Raw genomic sequence first — 18,310 nt, 5'->3', positions numbered from 1 at the left:
GACGCACCATCGGCAACGCCAGGACATGGGTCCGTCCACTGCTGGAAGAGGACGGCTATGTCGTGACCCACTCCACGGCCCGCTACTCCAGTGCGGCCGAACTCCTCAACAGCCTGACATCAACGACCTCTCAGGACACACCGACAATTTGATTCTTGACGGCTTCTGTGAAACCAGCATCTCTGCTCCCGGGCCTCGGGAAACACCTCCCGCAGCGCGCCCCAGAACCCCAACGCCCCGTCGCCGACGGCCAGCACCGGGGCGCGCATGCCACGCCGGGCGCAGTCGCGCAGCAGGTCGGCCCACGACTCGGTCGACTCGCGGTAGCCGTCGGCGAGCGCGATGAGTTCCTTGCGGCCGTCGGCGCGGACCCCGATCATCACCAGCAGGCACAGCTTGTGCTCCTCCGGCCGGATGTTGACATGGATCCCGTCGGCCCACAGGTAGACGTAGTCCACCGCCGGCAGATCTCTGGCCGCGAAGGCGCGCTGTTCGGCCTTCCACTGCTCGGTCAGCTTGGTGATGACCGAGCTCGACAGCCCGGCCGAGCTGCCGAGGAACTGGCCGAGAGCAGGCACGAAGTCGCCGGACAGACAGGCCGTGCAGGTACAGCAGCGGCAGCACCTCGGTCACCTTGGGGGTCTTACGCGCCCACGGCGGCAGGATCGCCGAGGAAAACCGGCGGCGCTCGCCCCTATCCGGGTCGGTGCGCCGGTCGTTGACCCGTGGCGCCTTCACCTCGATAGCACCCGCCGAGGTCAGCACCTCGCGAGGCTGGTGCGAGCCGTTACGCTCCACCAGACGACGACCGCGCTCGTCACGCTGGTCGGCGAACTGAGCGATGTAGGCATCGACCTCGGCGCAACGCCTCGGCCAACATCCGGCGGGCGCCCTCCCGGACGATCTCGTCGATCAACGACGCCGCAGTCCGACGGGATCGGCACCCCCGCCGGGGATGGAGCGCTTCGACGCGCCGGGCCCACCCCTCCGGCCACCGGGCCGCGTGACGACGTTGTCCTGCCGGTCTAGCCAGCGCACTGCCCCCAGACGGGACCCGCCCGGACGGCCCCGTCTGGGCCGACTTCCCGACTCAGCGGGAGGCCCTCCGAATGGCGCCCGAGCAGTGGCGAAGCCACTCAGGTGTGGATGAGGCGGACCGGTTCGGCGCTCTCGCTGTTGTGCCGTTCGGTCCACGTGGTCAACGCGGTACGGCAGGCGTGATCGAGACGGAGACGGTGGCTGGACCGCCTCCAGCAGTCCCCGCACGTCGATCCTCGCCACGGGCAGGTCGAGCAGCGCGGTGACGGCCGAGGCGAGGGCGACGGCCGCCAGCGCGCCGGGCAAGACACGCGCTCGAGCGGGATGTCCTTCATGAGGTCGACGCCGGCGCCGTCAGGCAGGCTGACGTCGCCGTCGCCGCGTATGGCGAGCGACCGTGCCCCCGCCTCGGCGTCGCTCCTTCATCCGCCGGATGCCGTCGGCCCAGCACTTCTCGATCGCATCGCCGTTGCGGCGGAAGCTCCACTCCCCGGTCGACGGAATCGCTCTGGACTGTCAGCCCTGCATTTGGTCTGGACCGGGGTACGTGGCAGGCGAACCCGTGGGTGCGCCGGCCATCTGGCGTGGCCTCGTCTCTCTCGCGGGCCATCTTCCCCATCCATGTGCTCGTTCGCCATCGCGAGGACGCTCTCGTCCTCATCCACACCGAGCGCCGGCTACCTATGGGGAAGCCGGCCATGAAACCATCGCTGAGAACGACCTGAAGGCGCTGTCGTAACAGCGCCTTCAGGCGATGGGATTCAGAGAGAGATACTCCTTACTGAACGGCGCTTATGGCAGGTTCCAATCCGCGCGTTCGGCGAAGGATGCCTGGAATTGGGGGCGCCACTTGGAGATGGTTCCTCCGCCGGGCCCGTCGATCCAGTGGTTGGTCGTGCCGTCGCGCTTGTACTGCCCGCCCCAGCTGGGCTGGGTGGGATCCTCGGGATTGTTGAGCCCGCGGTTGGCGCTGAGCAGGTGCAGGAACGATGGCGAGTCGCCCTCCTGCACCCCGTTGATGCAGCATCCCTTCGGCGGGTAGACGGCGCCGAGAGGCCCGTGGTTGTAGCGGATGTTCGTGTTGAGCCAGTTCAGATCGCACAGCGACGTGTCGCCGCTGTTGCAGAACATTCCGCCGTAGGTGGTGTTCGAGTGGATGATGAACAGGTTCGGGAAGTTCTGCTTCAGCCAGTCGATCGTGTCGTCCTGGTGCGCGATGGCGAAGATGCGCATCTTACTGAGGAAGGTGTTCAACTGGTTCGTGGTGCGTGTGTTCTGGACCTTCCAGATCGCCTGTGCCACAGCGCTGTTGTCACCCCAGATCGTGAACCACACCGGCCGAGGGTCGGGCTTGTCCACGATGGAGATGATCGCGTTCGACGCCTCGCTGTCCTTGCCGGCGCCGATGTTGTTGCTGGTCGACTTGCCCCAGGTGCCATCGCGGCCCTCGAAGGTGACCGAACGCAGGTAGTCGGGGCTGGGGAAGGCGGGGTCGTGTTTCCGCAGGTTCTCGTCCACCTGGTCGTACTTGGCGATCGCGTCCAGAATGTGCTGCTTGTCGGCGTAGTTGGCCGAAGTCGCCGCCGTGGCGATCAGCCCCTCGACGTCGAACTCGTTGGTGTACATCAGGAAGCGGACCATCGACTGCACGTCATCTGGGTCGCTGTTCGTCCCGGGCAACGTCGGGAAGTCCGACGAGACGACGACGCGGAACTTCTGCCTGGGCCCCGTCGGCGTCGCCGAAGGGCTGGGGCTAGGGCTGGAGGTGGGGCTGGGTGATGGGGAGGGCGTGGTCGTCGTTCCGGCGAACTTGAGCCAGTCGACGTTGACGTTGCCGTTGACGAAGACGAGCTTGACGTCCCTGACGCCGCTTTGCGCCGGCAGGGTGAGGGACTTGGTCTCATAGGTGTCCCAGCCGCCGGTGCCGCCGACGGTCAGGGTGCCGGCGTTCACGCCACCCACCCATACCTGAATCCCCGTGTTACCGCCGCCGTTGGCCACACTCAACTGCACCGTGTTCGTTCCCGAATGAAGATCCACACCGTTGTACTGCGCCCAGGCATTGGCCCCGACGTAGCACAGCACGCCACTGCACACCTGCAAAGACCCACCCGAGGCGTCGTAGTTTTCCGCCTGGATCGTGGACCACCCGTCCCGCTTGACCGAACCGGTCGGACTCGGGCTCGGGCTGGAAGTCGGGGTCGGACTCGGGGTCTGGGTCGGACTCGGGGTCCGGCTGGGACTCGAGCTGGGACTGGGACTGGGGGTCGGGCTGGTCGTCACCGAGCCCGTGCAGGCGACACCGTTGAGCGTGAACGCCGCGGGCGCCGGATTGCTGTTGTTGTCCCACGTGGCGTTGAAGCCCACCTGCGCCGACGCACCGGTGCCCAGACCGCCGTTGAAGGAGGCATTGGTCACCGACACGTTGCCACCGGACTGACTGACGCTGCCGTTCCACAACTGCGTGATCGTCTGCCCCGCCGCGAAGGAGAACTTCAACGTCCAGCTCGACATCGGATCACCAAGGTTCTTGATGTCGACGTTGGCCCCGAAACCCCCCGACCACTGACTGCTGACCGTGTAAGTCACCTGGCAACCCGCCGCCGCACCGGCCTCAGGAGCGGTGGCCACCGCCACACCAGAGGTAAGCACGAGCGCCGTCACCGCGACCACACCGCGACGTAGACGCGAACGCGCGGCTCCTAACCGGGGAATGAATCTCATACGGCTTACTCCTTTCTCGTCACCACCGCGGCGCGGCTCGTGACACTTCGCGGCAGCTTGGATTCACCGACACCGACCCACCCGAAGTGACAGGCCAACCCGCCGGTAGCCGACACCCTCGTCGCATGAATACGAGCGATAGGCACCACCTGGCCCCGCTGCCGTAATCGACCGTCATCATCACACGGAACCATCGCCACCTCAAGAAGAATTCAAGACTGAATATATATTCTTATCCTGGGATGTCAGGGCCGGACCGGGTTGTTCACGATGCTTCATCGAATCTGCTCAGATCCGGGTGGCCGCGCATGGCTGTGGATGCAACGCCCTTGCCGGCCTTGTGGTCCGCAGGGTGACGGCAGTGGCCTTGCGCACACCGGCGCTTACCGTGCCAGCCGTTTCCGAAACTGCCCCGACCTCAAGCCGCCGTCACGGATTCATTCGTGGAAGTAGCACCGATAAGCGATCCCGGACCACGCGAAAAACCAAGCCGGCGCCTTATCAATACAATATTCCCGGCCGCGCGGATTCTTGTCGCCGCACGGTGACGGAATCATTGGCGGCACCTTCTCAAACAGGTGCCGGCGGATGCGCTCCGGCCTGGTCGGTCCTTCCCTCCGGTCTTGGCCGCCCTGATGAACCAGGCGGGACCCGGCATGCGTGCACCGCCCACGGCGGGGATGGCCTCACCCTCAGGAGGAGGCGAGCAGAGCGGCGCTTTCGGCCGGGACCCTACCCGCCCCTTTCCGGTCCCGGCCATCCGCGGACCTGCCACTCCGGAATTTTCCCAGGTCGAACCTGCGCGCCTCACGAAACTTTCACTCTCACGACCCCGACACGCGAGGGGAACCCCGCCGTGGACGGCGACCGTGACGGCCACGAACTTCACCACCGGAGCCGGAACGCCCGCACAGACGATGTTAGGGATGTGCCGGTTGTTCGGCCGCGCTGATGACGTATGGTCCCCGCAAAGTCCCGTTCTGCTGACCGTGCAGGCTTCTCCCTTCTTGAGCCTCGTGCCCGCCTTAGTGCACACGCACTCTTCTGGCGCTCACACGGTGGCGGTTCCCGTTTCGCACTGGTTCCCGAGATGGTGCCCGGCATGGCTGCACACGCCCACGCAGTAGCGCTTGCGCCGGCGCCGGTCTGCGATGGCAAACAGCGCAATCAGCTTGACCTGCTCATCCAGAGGACGCCCACGACCGGTCGGCTGTCACGGAGGCGATGGCTGCCCTGAGCGGGCTCCTCCGCGAGGTGATGGCCGAAAAGGCTCTCGATCTGAAGGCGCCGGACGCCCGGCTTGCTGCGCTGACCGCCTCACGTTGCGGGACCCGCATCCAGCTTGTCCTGGGCGGGTGAGCAGCCATGACAACGGTCTTCGGCGACTTCTTGCGTGAGGCGTCCGAGCAGATGAACACCGCCGTCTATTGCGCTGAGCGGTCCGTTTCCGGTGTCGCCGCCATCGCGACGATCGAGTCGGCGCGCCGGATGACGACGGTCCTGCTCCGCTACTTGGACGATCTCGCGCCCGCACGCGCCCCCGCGCACGAGCGGCTCGCGCGTCCTGCTTCAGGAAGCCGACGTGATCCTGCGCGACCTCGACCGGCAACTCGCCGGCCGGAGTCGCAACGACGCGCATCCCGTCCCGGTCCATGTCGCCGGTGCCGCGCTCGCCCTCGGCACCGGCCATGACCTGCTGAAGACGCACTAAAACCCACGGTCGGACTGGGCGAACGCGATCGAGGACATGGGCGTCCGGCACGCGGTGCTGGACGTCGTGGCACGCCAGGCACAGCTCCTCGGCCGAGTCATGAAGGCGGCCAGAGCCGAAGAGCGCAGGGCGAGCCTGGACAGCGTGCGGCTCGACCGGCTGGTGACCGCCCTGCAGACCGCGGGTGGCCCGGGCTGACCGGACTCGACCCGGCCCCGCTCGTCGCCCTCGCCTGGTCACTGGGCGTGCTCGCATGGCTGCTCGCGCACATCATCCGGGTGACTGTGAAGACGATCGCGGAGCAGCGACGGCAGCGCCTGCTGGTCGACATCGTGGCCGACCACGCCCTCGACCATGACGCCTACGTACTACCGACCGCGGAACGTGTCGCCTACTGCGTTCCCGGGCGGCGCGCCCGCATCGTGCTCAGCCGGGGAACGCTCGACCTGCTGGAGCGGCAGGAACTGCTGGCCGTTCTCGGCCACGAACGAGCGCACGCCCAGGGCAGACATGATCTGGTCCTCCTGCCGTTCATCGCCCTGGCAGAGGCCTTTCCCTGGCTGGCGGCGGCGCGGACCGCTCGCCAGGTCGTTCCCGTCCTCCTGGAGATGCTCGCGGACGACAGGTCCCGCCGGGTGCACGGGGAACTGCCGCTGGCGCGCGCCCTGGTGCGGATGGCTACGCCACGAACGGGCTCCTCCGAAGCCGGCGTGCTCGCTCTGGCCGACACCGGAGTCGTTCACCGTCTCGAACGGCTTCTCCGCAGTCCGGAGGAGCGTCCGGGATGGATCCCTGCCGTCGCCTACTCGATCGCCAGTCTGCTCCTCAGCGGGCCCGTGGCCGTGCTGGTCGCACCGTTGCTGTGTGTCGTCATTTGGCCTGTATGACTCGCGAACCCCGCCCCGTCGATCAGGAATGCTCTGCCGACAGCCTTCCCGAAGAAGGCACGAAGCGACCGGTCCGCGAGGCGTAGGCCAGGTAGCGCGAGCCATGAGCACGGATCAGGTAGGGCTCCTCCACTACCACGCCGCCCAGAAACACCAGGGCCGCGCCGCCGATCTGAACCGGGGCGGCGACGAGAGCTGGGACCGGCTCGCGGTGTCGGGGACAGCGGGTCTCGGCCGGCGGCGCGACGGCGCAGAACTGGAGCTGCTCCCGGCCTCTACGTCGCTTTGATCACACGAGGCCGTCCGGAACCCCTCCCTTCAGCTTCTGGATTCAGGGATAACTGAATTCAGCATTCGATGTACTGTGAGGGGGTGTTCACCATCGCCTCCGACATCGAAGTGCTCGCCCGCTTCGGCCGCGCCTTGGCCGACCCCATTCGCTGCCGAATCCTGATCGCGCTTCGCGAGGCGCCGGCTTACCCGGCCGATCTGGCCGATCTCCTCGGCATTTCCCGCACCCGCCTGAGCAACCATCTGGCCTGCCTACGCGACTGCGGCCTGGTGGTGGCCCTTCCCGACGGCCGGAGGACCCGCTATGAGCTGGCCGATGAGCGGCTCGGCCACGCATTGGACGACCTACGGACTGCCGTGATCGCCGTGGCCGCCGATCGGATCTGCCCGGACGCGGGCGAGAAGGGGTGCTGCTGATGACCGACATCTCGCTCGGCCCGGCCCCGGCCCGGCGAGAGCGGCTACGGCGGCGCATTCGGCTGCTGGTGACCGCGACCATCACCTACAACGTCATCGAGGCCGTCGTGGCCATCGCGGCCGGCACCACGGCCTCATCGGCGGCATTGATCGGGTTCGGCCTCGACTCCGTTGTCGAGGTCGCATCGGCCGCCGCGGTCGCCTGGCAGTTCTCCAGGCCCGACCACGAGAAGCGGGAACAGACCGCTCTGAAGGTCATCGCGGTCTCCTTCTTCGCCCTGGCCGCCTACGTCACGGTCGACGCCGTGCGCACTTTGCTGGGTGCCGGCGAGGCCGATCACTCCACACCGGGTCTGGTGCTAGCCGCGGTTTCCCTGGTCATCATGCCGCTGCTGTCGGCCGCACAGCGCCGCGCCGGCCGCGAGCTCGGCTCGGCCTCGGCGGTGGCCGACTCCAAGCAGACCCTGCTGTGCACGTACCTGTCGGCGGTGCTGCTGATCGGGCTGGCTCTCAACAGCCTCTTCGGGTGGTCCTGGGCCGACCCGATCGCCGCCCTGGTCATCGCCGCGGTCGCGGTCAATGAAGGCCGCGAAGCCTGGCGCGGAGATGCCTGCTGCGCGACGCCGACGATCGGCACCCGCGAACCGTCAGGCGCCGCCACGTGCTCCGATGGCTGCTGCGGAGGCGAGGAGGAACCCGCTACCTGAGTCGGCATCGTCTGGTGCCTGGACAAACGGAATGGCGTTGCCCTCACTCGTCGCGAGTGTGGCCGCGCACCCGCCGTGGTCTCCCAGGGGTAGACCGTTCGCGAGGCGAGGGCGCACCCGCCGGCAGAGTCGTACGTTGCCTGCCCTCTGCCGACGGGTGCCGGTCATACGCTTCGCGGTGTCGGTTCAGCGGCTGATGAACACGGGGTTGGAGTAGAACCACAAGTCCGACCAGGGGTCGGAGCCACGCGGGTCGGGCTGAGGCTCGAGTTCGTCGGTGTTGGTGCCGCGCGCCCGGACGTACATCGGGCCGTCGATGTCGCGCAGCGTGTGCCGGACGACGATCTCGTCCCCTTCACGACGCCACTGGCCCGGGCCGTACCTGCCGGCGACGGCAGTGGTCGGGTTGGTGTCGGAGGAACGATCCGCGGCCGGTCCGGTGACGCGGCCGGTGATGATGTCGATGCGGTTGACGTGCGGGCGCTGCCCCTTGGCGTTGGGCGTGCGGGGCTCGCGGACGCGGACCTCGATTTCGGCGTCGCGGTCGCGGCCGTGCAGGGTGAGAGTTTCGCCGACGGTGGCGGACGACCCGTTCGCCTCGGCGTGCTGGGGGGCCTTGCCGGCGCGCCGGACCGTCAGGTCGAGCCGGTCGATCAGGTCGCCGAGGGTGACGAAGATCCGCCCGTTGCGCAGTGCGTCGAGGATATCGGCGTAGTCCCAGCCCGCGTAGACGTAGGTCTCGGAGTACTCACCCGGCCGGAAGTCGCTGCCGCCTTCGTCGTAGTGCACATGCGAGACCGGCGTGGTCTCCCCGGCGCGACGGCCCGGCTGACCCAGCCCACGGACGCGTTGTGACCCGGCCGGCCAGCCACCGAAGTCCCCGTCCTCGTCCTGGTCGGAGACACCCACGTCGGCAAGACGTACGCCGGCTGCGCACTGGCCAACGGCCCCACGAAGAAGGACCCCGCAGCATGACATGGGCGCGTACTACTTCCGCTGCCTGGACCTGGTGAACCCCAGCGGGTCCGTAGGGGGTTCCCGTAGCAATCGGCAGAAATTCAACGAACCCGTCTCTGACCTAGAGATATTCGGTTAGCTGAGTGTCAGCCGTGGCCGTCACCGACGCCGCGGCGGCCTTTTCGTCGTGCTGGCGGAGCATGCGCAGGACGGTCGGAGGCGAGGGGTGCCGGCCCTTCTTCTTGCCCTTGGTATTGACGAGCCGGGCGGCGATGTCGCGCAGACCGAGGTTCTGCTCGCGCCGGTGGAGAGCCGTCGACGGCATGGCGTCGTCAGTGACGGCGGCACCGACGATGGTTTTGCCGCGGCGGGAAGATCGCTTCCAGGTACCACACAGCCCGGTTCATCCTGGTGCCCGCGCTTCGCGACCTGTGTTCCTGGCGGCGACCGGTGGTGCGCTGGTCGGCGGTGGTGTGGCCTGGTTGGCCGGGGCTTCGGGGGTCGCGGACGGGTTCTGGATGGCGGGGACCGCGGTGGCCATCGTGCCCGCGGTGGTGTGGGTGGTCGCCGCACTGCGGAAGGGACGGGCGGGCGTCGACCTGATCGCGGCGCTGGCGCCGGCCGGGACCCTGGCGGTCGGGGAGTACCTGGCCGGGGCGCTGATCGCGGTGATGCTTCTGTGGGAGGTCAAAGCCGCCGAAGGCCCCCGATGACCGTGCTGGCTACGCCAGCCCTGCTGGAGCGATGAGCACGAGGCGATCTACCACGGGGACGCGGGCGAAGCGCCGGCTGAGTATGGGCCGGCACCGTGCTCCTTGCGCTGCCGTCACCATTCCTGCCCAGCCATGGCCCATCGAGGATCTCAGCTCGGGATCGGCGGCATCGGGGGCCGAGGGACCCGTGTGGAATAGTCGTCTTCGTCATGCGCGCCTCCCTATCCTTACGGCTCGCGCGGTCGGCCGCCTTCTCGGTCGTCTGCGTGCTGCTCGCCGTGGGCGCGCACCGCTTCGCCGGCGGCGCCGGCCCGGCCCTGCCGGTCCTCCTGGTGGGCGGGCTGACCGTCATGGCGGGAGCGACGGCGGTGGCGGGCCGGGAGCGGTCGCCGGCGGCCGTCATCGGCCTGGTCTTGGCGGCCCAGGTCTTCCTGCATGAGCTTCTCGGGCCCGCCGTGCCGCCCGTCCGTGTGTTGGCCGTGTCCGGGGTGCACGCGCACAGCCACGCGCTGAGCGTGCACGCCGGAATGCTCACCGCCCATCTCATCGCGGCTCTGATCACCGGCTGGTGGCTGTCGCGGGGCGAGGCGGTGTTGTGGTCGATCCTGCGCACGATCGGCGCGGGCGCGATCGGGTGGCTCGCGCCATTGCTCGCGCTGCTGCAGGCCGGTGCCCACGTGCCCGGCCGCCCCCGCCTGTTCCCGTATGCCGCGGACGACGCCCCGGGCCGCGAAGCCGTGCTGAGGCACGCGGTCGTCCGGCGTGGGCCGCCGCTTCTTCTGTCTGTGTGATGTTCTCCGAACTCCTGTGAGCTTCGGAACGCCCGGATGCCTACCCCCGGCCGGGGTGCCGTTCGGGCCCGTCGGTCGGCGGCCCGTCGGCCTGGACCGCCCCTGACGGCGGCCGGTGCCTAGCCGGGATCTCAGGCTGCCGGCGCACGCTGCCCGAGCCCGCCGACAGGGACAGCCCCTTCCTAACCGTCGACACGCTCCACTACAGAAAGCCACAGGGCCCGCGCGATCGAGCACGGCGCAGTTCTGCGGCGCCGCCGCGGGGCGACGCCCCTCCGGCACCCTCATCGCTTGTGCGAACTCACGGCGGCGCGCCAACTCATCCCTCATATGAAGGACCATCCTCGATGGCAGATGACGAATTCCCCCTCATGCAGTTCCTCCGCCAAGGTTTCGATCCTGTGGCGGAGCTCGGACGCATTCGATCCGAACAGCCCGTCTACCCGATGCGGATGCCCGACGGGTCCACTGTCTGGCTGGTCACCCGATATGACGACGTCCGGGCGGTGCTGGGCGACGCGGCCAGGTTCAGCAACGACTTCGCGAACGTGATCGCCGCGGGAGCGAACCAGGAGGACCCCGGCGGTCTCGGCTTCCGCGACCCACCCGAGCACACGCGGCTGCGGCGCCTGCTGACGCCCGAGTTCACCATGCGGCGGCTGCGGCGGCTGGACGGCAGCATTCAGAAGATCGTCAACGACCATCTGGACGCGATGGAGCGGGGCGGGCGTGAAGCAGACCTGGTCCAGGCCTTCGCCGTTCCCATCCCGTCGCTGGTCGTGTGCGAACTGCTGGGTGTGCCGTACGGCGACCGGTCCGATTTCCTCCGGATGAGTGCCGACAGGTTCGACCTGTCCGCCGGTCCCGAAGCCTCCATCCAGGCGGTCAACGACTCGATCACCTACCTGACCGATCTGGTCGCCAAGGAACGCGCGAACCCCGGCGACGGCCTGCTGGGCACGCTGCTGCGTGACCACGGTGACGAGGTGAGCGATCGCGAGCTGGCCGGCCTGGCCGACGGCCTGCTGACCGGCGGGCACGACACCAGCACCAGCATGCTCGCTCTCGGCACGCTGTGGCTGCTGGAGAATCCCGAGCAGGCCGCCCTGGTCCGCGAGACCGACGACCACGTCGATCAGGTGGTGGAGGAGCTCCTGCGGTACTTCACAGTCGTGCAGGTCGCCTTCCCGCGCTTCGCCCGCGAGGATCTCGTACTCGCCGGGCAGCCCATCGAAAAGGGGCAGATGGTGCTCTGCTCGCTGACCGCCGCCAATCGCGACCCCGCCCTCGGCCTAGACATGGACCGGGCCATCCCGGGGCGCAGGGTGAGCCCTCACGTCGCCTTCGGACACGGCATCCACAGATGCATCGGGGCTCCTTTGGCGCAGATGGAGATGCGGATCGCTTTCCCCGCGCTGCTACGGCGTTTTCCCGGCCTGCGTCTGGCCGTGCCGTTCGAGCAGCTGGCCTTCCGCGAGATCTCCATCGTCTACGGTCTCGATGCCCTGCCGGTCGTCTGGTAGCACCTTTCGTCGAGGGAACGACCGGCTCTCCGGTCGTTCCCGGACCACCCGCCGACGTCCTGCTCGCGTTCGCGGCAGAGTGGCTCAGCAAAGCAGGCTCGGGCCAAGAGCCCGTGACGGTCCGATGCGGTCACAGAGCGTCGAGCAGGCTCTGGCCGAGGTAACCGCGGGCACTCGTCCCGGGTGGGACGGCGAACAGGGCGCTGGTCTCGTGCACGATGAACCGGCTGAGTTCGTCGGCCAGCGCCAGGCGCTGCTGGATCCGGGTGAATCCGTCCCTGGGATCGCTCTGGAAGGCGAGGAACAGCAGCCCGGCGTCCGGCGCCCCGTCGGGCCGGAGGCCGTCGAAATAGGAGAACCCCTTCCGGAGGATCGTCGCCCCGCCGTTCGATGCGGGGGCGGCCTGCCGTACGTGGGCGCCGGGACCGATGGCCAGCCCGCCGCCGGGGTTCTGCCTGTCGAGGTCGAACGGGGTGAACTCGGTGCCGCCGGACAGCGGGGCCCCGGTGTCCTTGCGCCGCCCGACGATCTGCTCCTGCCGTTCGCGCGACAGGGTGTCCCACGCGTCGAGCAGCATCCGGATGCGCCGGAACACCAGGTAGCTGCCACCGCGCATCCACCCCGGATCGGTGGCGAAGATGTGCGTGTCGAACCCCGGCTCGCCCACTTTCGGGTTACCCGTTCCGTCGAGCTGGCCCATGAGGTTGCGGGGGGTGGCTCCCTTGGCCACGGTGACTCCGTCGACGGCGTTGAAACCGCTCATCTGCCATCGCACGGCCGCCGTTCCGCGTGCCGTACGGCTCAGCGCCCGCAGGGCGTGGGCGACGACGACCGCGTCGTCGGCGGTCAGCAGCACGCCGATGTCGCCGTCGCCGCGCCGCGGGTCCAGCTGGTCGCGGGGGAAGGGCGGTATCGCGGCGAGCTCGGCGGGAACGGCCGTCTTGAGCTTGCGCAACAGCGAGGCGCCGAAACCCACGGTGATCGTCAGGGAGGACGGCCCGTGGCCCAGTGCCATGGCGTCGTCTGCCGGCACGGGCTCGCCCGCCGTCAGCAGCCGGGCGTCACGTGTCCATGTGCGCAGCAGAGTTTCCAGCCGGCGGGCCGTGACGCCGGGGGCCAGGTCGAAGGCGGCGAACCACCCGTGTGCGGCGGTTGGGGCCAGGACGCCGGCCTGGTGGGCGCCGTCGAACGGAAAGCGCCGTCCGCCCACCTCCTCGGCACGCTCCCCTCGGAAGACCGAGGCCGCGGCGTCGCCGCCCACCGCTCCCGCGACGGCCGCCACGCCGGCCGCCGAGGTCGCCGCCAGCACGCCGCGCCGGGTGAACCGGCGCGGCGTGCCCGCCCCGCTCACGGATTCCGCGCCGGGGGACGGTAGCCCACCGGCATGACGGGAGCGGTCACGGCGATCTGGCCGAGCTTGGCGAAGCTCAGCGTGAGCGCCACATGGTCGCCCTGCTTCAGAGCCCGCGCCGGCGACTCGATCATGATGTGGTAGCGGCCGGGGCTGAAGGTGAACGTGCCGTGCGCGGGCACGGTCACCGCGTCGACCATCGTCATGGTGGTGCCGGTGTTCTCGTGCATCATCGACATGTCGGAGACGTCGGTGTGGACGCCGGTGAGCACAGCGGGGACGTCGCCGGAGTTGGTGACGGTGAAGTAGGCGGCGGCCACGTCCGGCGAGGCCGGTTGCGGAACGTACGCCCCTGTCACGCGCAGATCGGAGATCCTCGCAGGGCCGGCCTGGCCGGTCGACACCCAGGCGATCGCCGTCGCGACGGCGGCCACGACGATACCCGCGAGGATCAGCGGCGTGCGCGATCTCGTGAGGGGGGTCATGACGCCGCCTCCTGACCGCCGGTGCCTGGAGTGGAGGTTTCCAGCGTGACCCGTCCGAGTAGTTTGCGCAGGTCGGCCACGTAGTCGGCGGATGACGTGCCCGAGCTGAAAATCAGACGGCCCTGATGGGTGCCGTCGAAGGCGATGACCTGGGCTCCGTGCGTCACCTCGTATGCGCCCTTTTTGGTCGCCGGCGGCTCCAGCGCGATCCCCGCCGACTTGGCCGCGGACCGGATCGTCGCATAGTCGCCGGTGAGCCCGACGATCGAGGAGTCGAAGGCCGCGAGCCACGACTTGATGACGTCGGGGGTGTCCCGATCGGGGTCGGTGGTGATGAAGACGACGGAGATCTTGTCACGCTGGGCCTTGCTCAGATTTCTCAGCGCGCCGGTGAGGTCGGCCAGGGTGGTCGGGCAGATGTCCGGGCAGTGGGTGTAGCCGAAGTACACGAGCGTGAGCCGGCCCGCCGTGTCCCGCCGCAGGTCGAACGGCTTGCTGGAAGTGTCGGTCAGCGTCACGTCGGGCTCGGGAAGCGGCTGCTCCAGCCAGGTCCCGTGGAACTCGCGGGCAGGGCCGAGCAACCGTACGGGCGCCCCGGCGGTGTCCGCCGATCCCGCACAGCCGGCGAGCACGCCGGTCAGGAGCAGCAGGGCGAGCCCGGCCGCCGATCGTCGCGCGGCTGACCTTCGCCGGGTCGCCGCCGAAGTGATTGATGGGTGTGTCAAGGTCGTTCCTCGTTCTCGGGCAGGCTGACGGCACGCCTGACCAGGCCGATGCCGAGGGACGACCGCAGGCGGCGCGGTGCCTTGGACGCCGCGGCGCCTTGCCCTTACGAGGTCCGGCGTGGTCAGGCGGGATGAAGGGAGATACGCCGTCCCCTCGGGGGTCCCCGGCGGACCACGGTGTGCCGGAGCGCGGTCGTGGCCGAAAGATCGTCTTCGTCGTACGGCACGGGCGCCGCGCCCGGTTGGACGGGGGTCGCCACAGGCCCGATGAGAGCGAGAACCCGGCAGAGGTGAGAGGAGACGGCGAACGCCAGCGAACGCAGGGCCCGCCAGAGCGCGCGTTCGCCCACCGACAGCCAGAAGGCGACCAATGCGCCCGCCACCGCGTGCGCGGCGAACATCGCCGGGACAGACATCCCGTCGTGCGCGGCAATCGCGCCGTGCGCGACGGCCACCGAGGCCGTGTGCCCCGGCATCATGGCGTGGGTGCCGGCGCTGTGGATTCCGTCCGCCGGGGTCGTCCAGGTGAACCACGCGTGCAGGTAGAGCTGGACCGCCTCCACCGCCGCCAGAAGCCAGCGGGCCGACCGCTCGTGACCGGCCAGCCGGTAACCGATCACCGTGACCAGGCCCAAGGCCATGCCGGCCGACCATGCCGGCACCGGCCGTGCTGCCATCAGATCATGACCTGCCTGGGACAGGCCGACACACACCAGGGCGAAAACCCCGGCACGCATCAGCCGAAACCATCCAGGCGGGCGCCGCACGACCTCCACCTTTGCTCTACGCCGCGTAGAGCAGCAGTCTACAGGCGGACCGGCGCACTGCTTCCCCACCGAGCCCCGACCGTCCTCTGCCGCCTTGCCACTCACGACGCCGAGATGCCTCGACGTCCTCCCGGCACCACAGCCCTCGCCGCTACCGCCGCACCAGGTCTCGGCAGTCGCGGAATGCCAGGTCACAGACTCGGCTTCTCGTCGTCCCCTGGGGCTGACAGTGCGCATCGCCGTAGCAGCGGGTAGAAAGCACCGCTAATCGCAACATTCTCTACTTCTGCTGTCAACGATCCAAGTTCTGTTCTTCTGTGGTGAAAGTCGTTAACCTCGACGGAATTGGTCCCACGGGCCCAAGCCGCATCTCCCCGCCCAGGGGCCGTACCTCTTGGAGAGCAGAAGTGACGTTGGCGCGCTGGTTGGGCCGGTTGCTTCTGCCAGTCGTCGTCGGCGTGGTGGCGATGGCCACCCTGTCGGCGCCCGCTTTCGCCCACGGGCAGCTGGCGATGTCGACACCGGCGAAGGACGGCACGGTGCACGAGCCGTTGGAGTCTCTCTCCCTCTACTTCACCGAGGCGCCCACCCCGAACGCGTACTTCGCGGTCACCTCTCCCAGCGGCGCCCGGGTCGACCAGCCCTGGACGCACGGCCAGCCGAAACGCCTCGACAAGCCGGTCCAGGAGTACAACCTGGTCAACGGGGTGTGGGAACCAAGCGTGTACAACACCGGATTTCCCGCGGAGGTCCCCGTCGCCTACTGGCCGGAGCGGGGCAAGTACGTCGTCCGGTATCTGTCGATCGCCTCCGACGGGGAGCCGGTGCGAGGGGAACTGCGGTTCACCTACAAGGGCAAGACCTCGGGACCGCCCAAGGGCTGGCAGGCCCCGCACAACGAGCCCGACCCCATCCTGCTCGCCTCGGCCGAGCCCGGGAGCGGCACCCAGACCCCGATGCCGGAGACCGGCGGTAGCCCGGCGGCGATGGGCCCGGCGGTGCCCCAGGGCGGCGGCAGCCCGGCCGCGGTTTCCGGAACCGGCGGCAGCCCCGCCGCGGTCGCCGAGATCGGCGGCACTGCGGCCCGGACAGCGGAGCCGGCCGACTCCGGCACCGGGCTGTCGGTATGGCTGGTGCCCGCGCTCCTCGTCGTGGGCGCGGGTGTCCTGGTGGCGCGGGCGGCGCGGCGGCCAGCGCCCGCCACCACGGCCGCGCGGCGGCCTTCCGGCCGCCCACAGGGCAAGAAACCTTCACGCGCCCCGGCGTCACGCACCCCCCACCGCCCCAAATCCACCAAGCGACGCTGACTCGCCCGCACCCCCACTGGAGAACCCCGCATGACGCTCGCCCCTGCACGCCTGCGCCCGCTGCTCGCCGCGCTCCCGCTCGGCGTGGCCCTGCTGATGGCCACGTCGGCCTGTGGCGGGTCGGATGCCGCCGCCCCCGCCCAGTCGGCTCCCCCGGTATCGACCGAGTCGGCTGCCCCGGCTCCTGCCGACTCGGCTCCCGCGGCCCCCAGCGAGCCGGCCGCCCCCACCGACTCTGCCGTGAAGGAGATCACCGTCACCATCGCCGGTCGGAAGGTCACGCCGCCGCCGGGGCGGATCGAGGTGACCAACGGCCAGACGGTGCGGATCACCGTCACCAGCGACACCGCCGACGAGGCGCATCTGCACGGGTACGACAAGGAGGCCGGCCTGAAGCCCGGGACTCCCGTGAGCATCGAGTTCGTCGCCGACGAGACCGGGCTGTTCGAGATGGAAACGCACGAGTCGGGACTGCAGCTGTTCCAGCTCGTCGTGCGTTAGGGCCGCCGGGATGCTGCTGGCCCACGGCGTCGGCGGTCGTCAGGACCTGCCGATCCCGTTCTCGGCCGCGCTGACCGGCGCGGCCCTCGCGTTGCTGGTGTCGTTCGTGGCGCTCGGCGCACTGTGGAAACAACCGCGGCTGGATGCCGCCCTCACCGCTGCCCGCTCGTTGCCCGCCGCCCTCCAGACGGTGGTGACCGCGCCGGCCTGGCGGTGGGTCTGGCGCATCACCGGGCTCGTCGCCGCGGCGTACTTCTGCATCGGGTTGGTCTTCGGTCCCGATCGGGCCGACAATCCCACGGCCGGGGCGTTCTACGTCCTGTTCTGGGTCGGCCTGGTGCCGCTGTCGCTGCTGTTCGGGCCGGTGTGGCGCGGCCTGAACCCGCTGCGGACGCTGCACCTGCTGGCCTGCAGGGGGCTCGGACGCGACCCCGAGCTCGGCCTGAGGCCGCTGCCCACAGGTGTCGGATGCTGGCCCGCCTGCGCCGGCCTGTTCGCCTTCGTCTGGCTGGAATTGGTCGCCCCCGAGCGGGCCACCCTGCCGGTCATCGGAGCCTGGCTCGCGGCCTACGCCGTGCTCATGCTCGCCGGGGCGGTCGTCTTCGGCTCCCGGTGGTTCGACCACGCGGATCCGTTCGAGGCCTACAGCGACCTCGTGGGCAGGCTGGCCCCGGCCGCCAGACGCCGCGACGGCGTCGTGGTGTGGCGCAACTCCCTCGACGGCATGGCCGGGCTACGACCGGCACCGGGACTGACGGCACTGGTGGTCGTGCTCCTGGGCTCCACCATGTACGACAGCCTGTCCAACGCCCCGGTATGGGTGCGCTTCATGCAGGAGAGCGCGGTACCGGCCCCGGTCACGGGCACTGCCGGCCTGGTCGCCGTCATCGGCCTGGTGCTCGCGGCGTACCGGGCCGCGACGGCGCTCGCCGGCCGATGGGGCGCGGCGGAGCCGGGTAAGACGGCGGGCGAGATCGCCCACTCGATCGTGCCGATCGCCGTCGGATACGTGGTGGCCCACTACTACACCCTGTTCCTGCTGGAAGGGCAGCGGACCATCGCCCTGCTGTCCGATCCGCTGGACACCGGCGCCGACTGGCTCGGCACCGCCGGGTGGACCATCCAGGCGCTCGGCACAACCCCGGCCGGAGTGGCCACCCTCCAGGTCACGGTCATCGTCATCGGCCACGTGCTGGGCACCGTCCTGGCGCACGACCGCGCGCTGGCCCTGTTCCCCCGGCGTACCGCCGTCCTCGGGCAGATTCCCCTGCTCGTGCTGATGGTGGCCTACACCGTCGTGGGCCTGCTCCTCCTCTTCGCCGCCTGAGCCGCGAAGGGGAGTCCGCGACGAGTCGCGAGTGGTCGCGCCCTGTCCGCCGTACGCACCTCACGGTCGTGTCCACACGCCCCGCCGC

Annotated in this window: 20 protein-coding genes and 1 pseudogene; 13 read left to right on the top strand and 8 right to left on the bottom strand. The window is 69.4% G+C overall.

Annotation, left to right across the window (positions count from 1 at the left end; translation table 11 throughout):
* Nucleotides 1-164 precede the first annotated feature (164 nt).
* Nucleotides 165-916, bottom strand: a pseudogene (locus QSK36_RS41435) (IS256 family transposase); the annotation flags it as partial.
* Nucleotides 917-1,830: 914 nt separating this feature from the next.
* Nucleotides 1,831-3,702, bottom strand: a complete 1,872-nt coding sequence (locus tag QSK36_RS41430; protein ID WP_285786219.1) for a nucleoside hydrolase-like domain-containing protein — start codon at nt 3,700-3,702, stop codon at nt 1,831-1,833.
* Nucleotides 3,703-4,986: 1,284 nt separating this feature from the next.
* On the opposite strand from QSK36_RS41430, the gene QSK36_RS41425 reads away from it, so the two are divergent.
* The 7 genes from QSK36_RS41425 to QSK36_RS41395 all read left to right on the top strand — a co-directional run bounded on the left by QSK36_RS41425 (nt 4,987) and on the right by QSK36_RS41395 (nt 7,775).
* On the top strand, nt 4,987-5,121 hold the full coding sequence (locus QSK36_RS41425) for a hypothetical protein (protein WP_285786218.1): 135 nt from the start codon (nt 4,987-4,989) through the stop codon (nt 5,119-5,121).
* Between the two features lie 223 nt (nt 5,122-5,344).
* On the top strand, nt 5,345-5,473 hold the full coding sequence (locus QSK36_RS41420; RefSeq protein ID WP_285786217.1) for a hypothetical protein: 129 nt from the start codon (nt 5,345-5,347) through the stop codon (nt 5,471-5,473).
* A 36-nt stretch (nt 5,474-5,509) separates the two neighbouring features.
* A complete protein-coding gene (locus QSK36_RS41415) occupies nt 5,510-5,671 on the top strand; it encodes a hypothetical protein (protein WP_183541845.1) in 162 nt (53 codons plus the stop codon).
* 47 nt (nt 5,672-5,718) lie between these two features.
* Nucleotides 5,719-6,360, top strand: a complete 642-nt coding sequence (locus tag QSK36_RS41410) for a M56 family metallopeptidase (RefSeq protein ID WP_285786216.1) — start codon at nt 5,719-5,721, stop codon at nt 6,358-6,360.
* Between the two features lie 103 nt (nt 6,361-6,463).
* Complete coding sequence (locus QSK36_RS41405) at nt 6,464-6,649, top strand: hypothetical protein (RefSeq protein ID WP_285786215.1); 186 nt, start codon at nt 6,464-6,466, stop codon at nt 6,647-6,649.
* A gap of 83 nt (nt 6,650-6,732) precedes the next feature.
* Nucleotides 6,733-7,068 carry an ArsR/SmtB family transcription factor gene (locus tag QSK36_RS41400; RefSeq protein ID WP_183541841.1) on the top strand — a complete coding sequence of 112 codons (336 nt, stop codon included), beginning with the start codon at nt 6,733-6,735 and terminating at the stop codon, nt 7,066-7,068.
* Entirely contained in the window at nt 7,068-7,775 is a 708-nt protein-coding gene (locus QSK36_RS41395; RefSeq protein ID WP_285786214.1) for a cation efflux transmembrane domain-containing protein, read from the top strand. Before QSK36_RS41400 ends, QSK36_RS41395 begins: the two co-directional genes overlap by 1 nt.
* 186 nt (nt 7,776-7,961) lie before the next feature.
* Here QSK36_RS41395 and QSK36_RS41390 read toward each other — a convergent pair whose 3' ends face one another.
* Nucleotides 7,962-8,684 carry a CehA/McbA family metallohydrolase domain-containing protein gene (locus QSK36_RS41390; RefSeq protein ID WP_285786213.1) on the bottom strand — a complete coding sequence of 241 codons (723 nt, stop codon included), beginning with the start codon at nt 8,682-8,684 and terminating at the stop codon, nt 7,962-7,964.
* 169 nt (nt 8,685-8,853) lie between these two features.
* Nucleotides 8,854-9,057, bottom strand: coding sequence for a hypothetical protein (locus QSK36_RS41385; protein WP_183541829.1), 204 nt, complete (start codon nt 9,055-9,057; stop codon nt 8,854-8,856).
* 106 nt (nt 9,058-9,163) lie between these two features.
* Between QSK36_RS41385 and QSK36_RS41380 the strand changes: the two genes are divergently transcribed.
* The 3 genes from QSK36_RS41380 to QSK36_RS41370 all read left to right on the top strand — a co-directional run bounded on the left by QSK36_RS41380 (nt 9,164) and on the right by QSK36_RS41370 (nt 11,759).
* Entirely contained in the window at nt 9,164-9,445 is a 282-nt protein-coding gene (locus tag QSK36_RS41380) for a hypothetical protein (protein ID WP_285786212.1), read from the top strand.
* A gap of 209 nt (nt 9,446-9,654) precedes the next feature.
* On the top strand, nt 9,655-10,236 hold the full coding sequence (locus tag QSK36_RS41375; protein WP_285786211.1) for an MFS transporter: 582 nt from the start codon (nt 9,655-9,657) through the stop codon (nt 10,234-10,236).
* 347 nt (nt 10,237-10,583) lie between these two features.
* Nucleotides 10,584-11,759, top strand: a complete 1,176-nt coding sequence (locus QSK36_RS41370) for a cytochrome P450 (RefSeq protein ID WP_285786210.1) — start codon at nt 10,584-10,586, stop codon at nt 11,757-11,759.
* Between the two features lie 130 nt (nt 11,760-11,889).
* Here QSK36_RS41370 and QSK36_RS41365 read toward each other — a convergent pair whose 3' ends face one another.
* The 4 genes from QSK36_RS41365 to QSK36_RS41350 form a co-directional block, all read right to left on the bottom strand.
* Complete coding sequence (locus QSK36_RS41365) at nt 11,890-13,110, bottom strand: Dyp-type peroxidase (protein ID WP_285786209.1); 1,221 nt, start codon at nt 13,108-13,110, stop codon at nt 11,890-11,892.
* On the bottom strand, nt 13,107-13,595 hold the full coding sequence (locus QSK36_RS41360; protein WP_285786208.1) for a copper chaperone PCu(A)C: 489 nt from the start codon (nt 13,593-13,595) through the stop codon (nt 13,107-13,109). The genes QSK36_RS41365 and QSK36_RS41360 overlap by 4 nt, the downstream gene beginning before the upstream one ends.
* The gene (locus QSK36_RS41355) at nt 13,592-14,320 is read right to left on the bottom strand and encodes an SCO family protein (RefSeq protein WP_285786207.1); all 729 of its coding nucleotides are present in this window, start codon (nt 14,318-14,320) and stop codon (nt 13,592-13,594) included. Before QSK36_RS41355 ends, QSK36_RS41360 begins: the two co-directional genes overlap by 4 nt.
* 122 nt (nt 14,321-14,442) lie before the next feature.
* Nucleotides 14,443-14,997: a hypothetical protein gene (locus tag QSK36_RS41350; protein ID WP_285786206.1), complete on the bottom strand. Its 555-nt coding sequence runs from the start codon at nt 14,995-14,997 to the stop codon at nt 14,443-14,445.
* Nucleotides 14,998-15,521: 524 nt separating this feature from the next.
* Here QSK36_RS41350 and QSK36_RS41345 point away from each other — a divergent pair.
* The 3 genes from QSK36_RS41345 to QSK36_RS41335 are packed head-to-tail and all read left to right on the top strand — an operon-like array spanning nt 15,522 to nt 18,222.
* A complete protein-coding gene (locus QSK36_RS41345; RefSeq protein WP_285786205.1) occupies nt 15,522-16,394 on the top strand; it encodes a copper resistance CopC family protein in 873 nt (290 codons plus the stop codon).
* A 30-nt stretch (nt 16,395-16,424) separates the two neighbouring features.
* Complete coding sequence (locus QSK36_RS41340) at nt 16,425-16,895, top strand: cupredoxin domain-containing protein (RefSeq protein WP_285786204.1); 471 nt, start codon at nt 16,425-16,427, stop codon at nt 16,893-16,895.
* A 10-nt stretch (nt 16,896-16,905) separates the two neighbouring features.
* Nucleotides 16,906-18,222, top strand: coding sequence for a hypothetical protein (locus QSK36_RS41335; protein ID WP_285786203.1), 1,317 nt, complete (start codon nt 16,906-16,908; stop codon nt 18,220-18,222).
* The last annotated feature ends 88 nt before the right edge of the window (nt 18,223-18,310 follow it).

It is taken from the genome of Microbispora sp. NBRC 16548 (genome assembly GCF_030268985.1).
Taxonomy (GTDB): Bacteria; Actinomycetota; Actinomycetes; order Streptosporangiales; family Streptosporangiaceae; genus Microbispora; species Microbispora catharanthi.
This window is presented reverse-complemented; position numbering and strand designations above follow the sequence as displayed.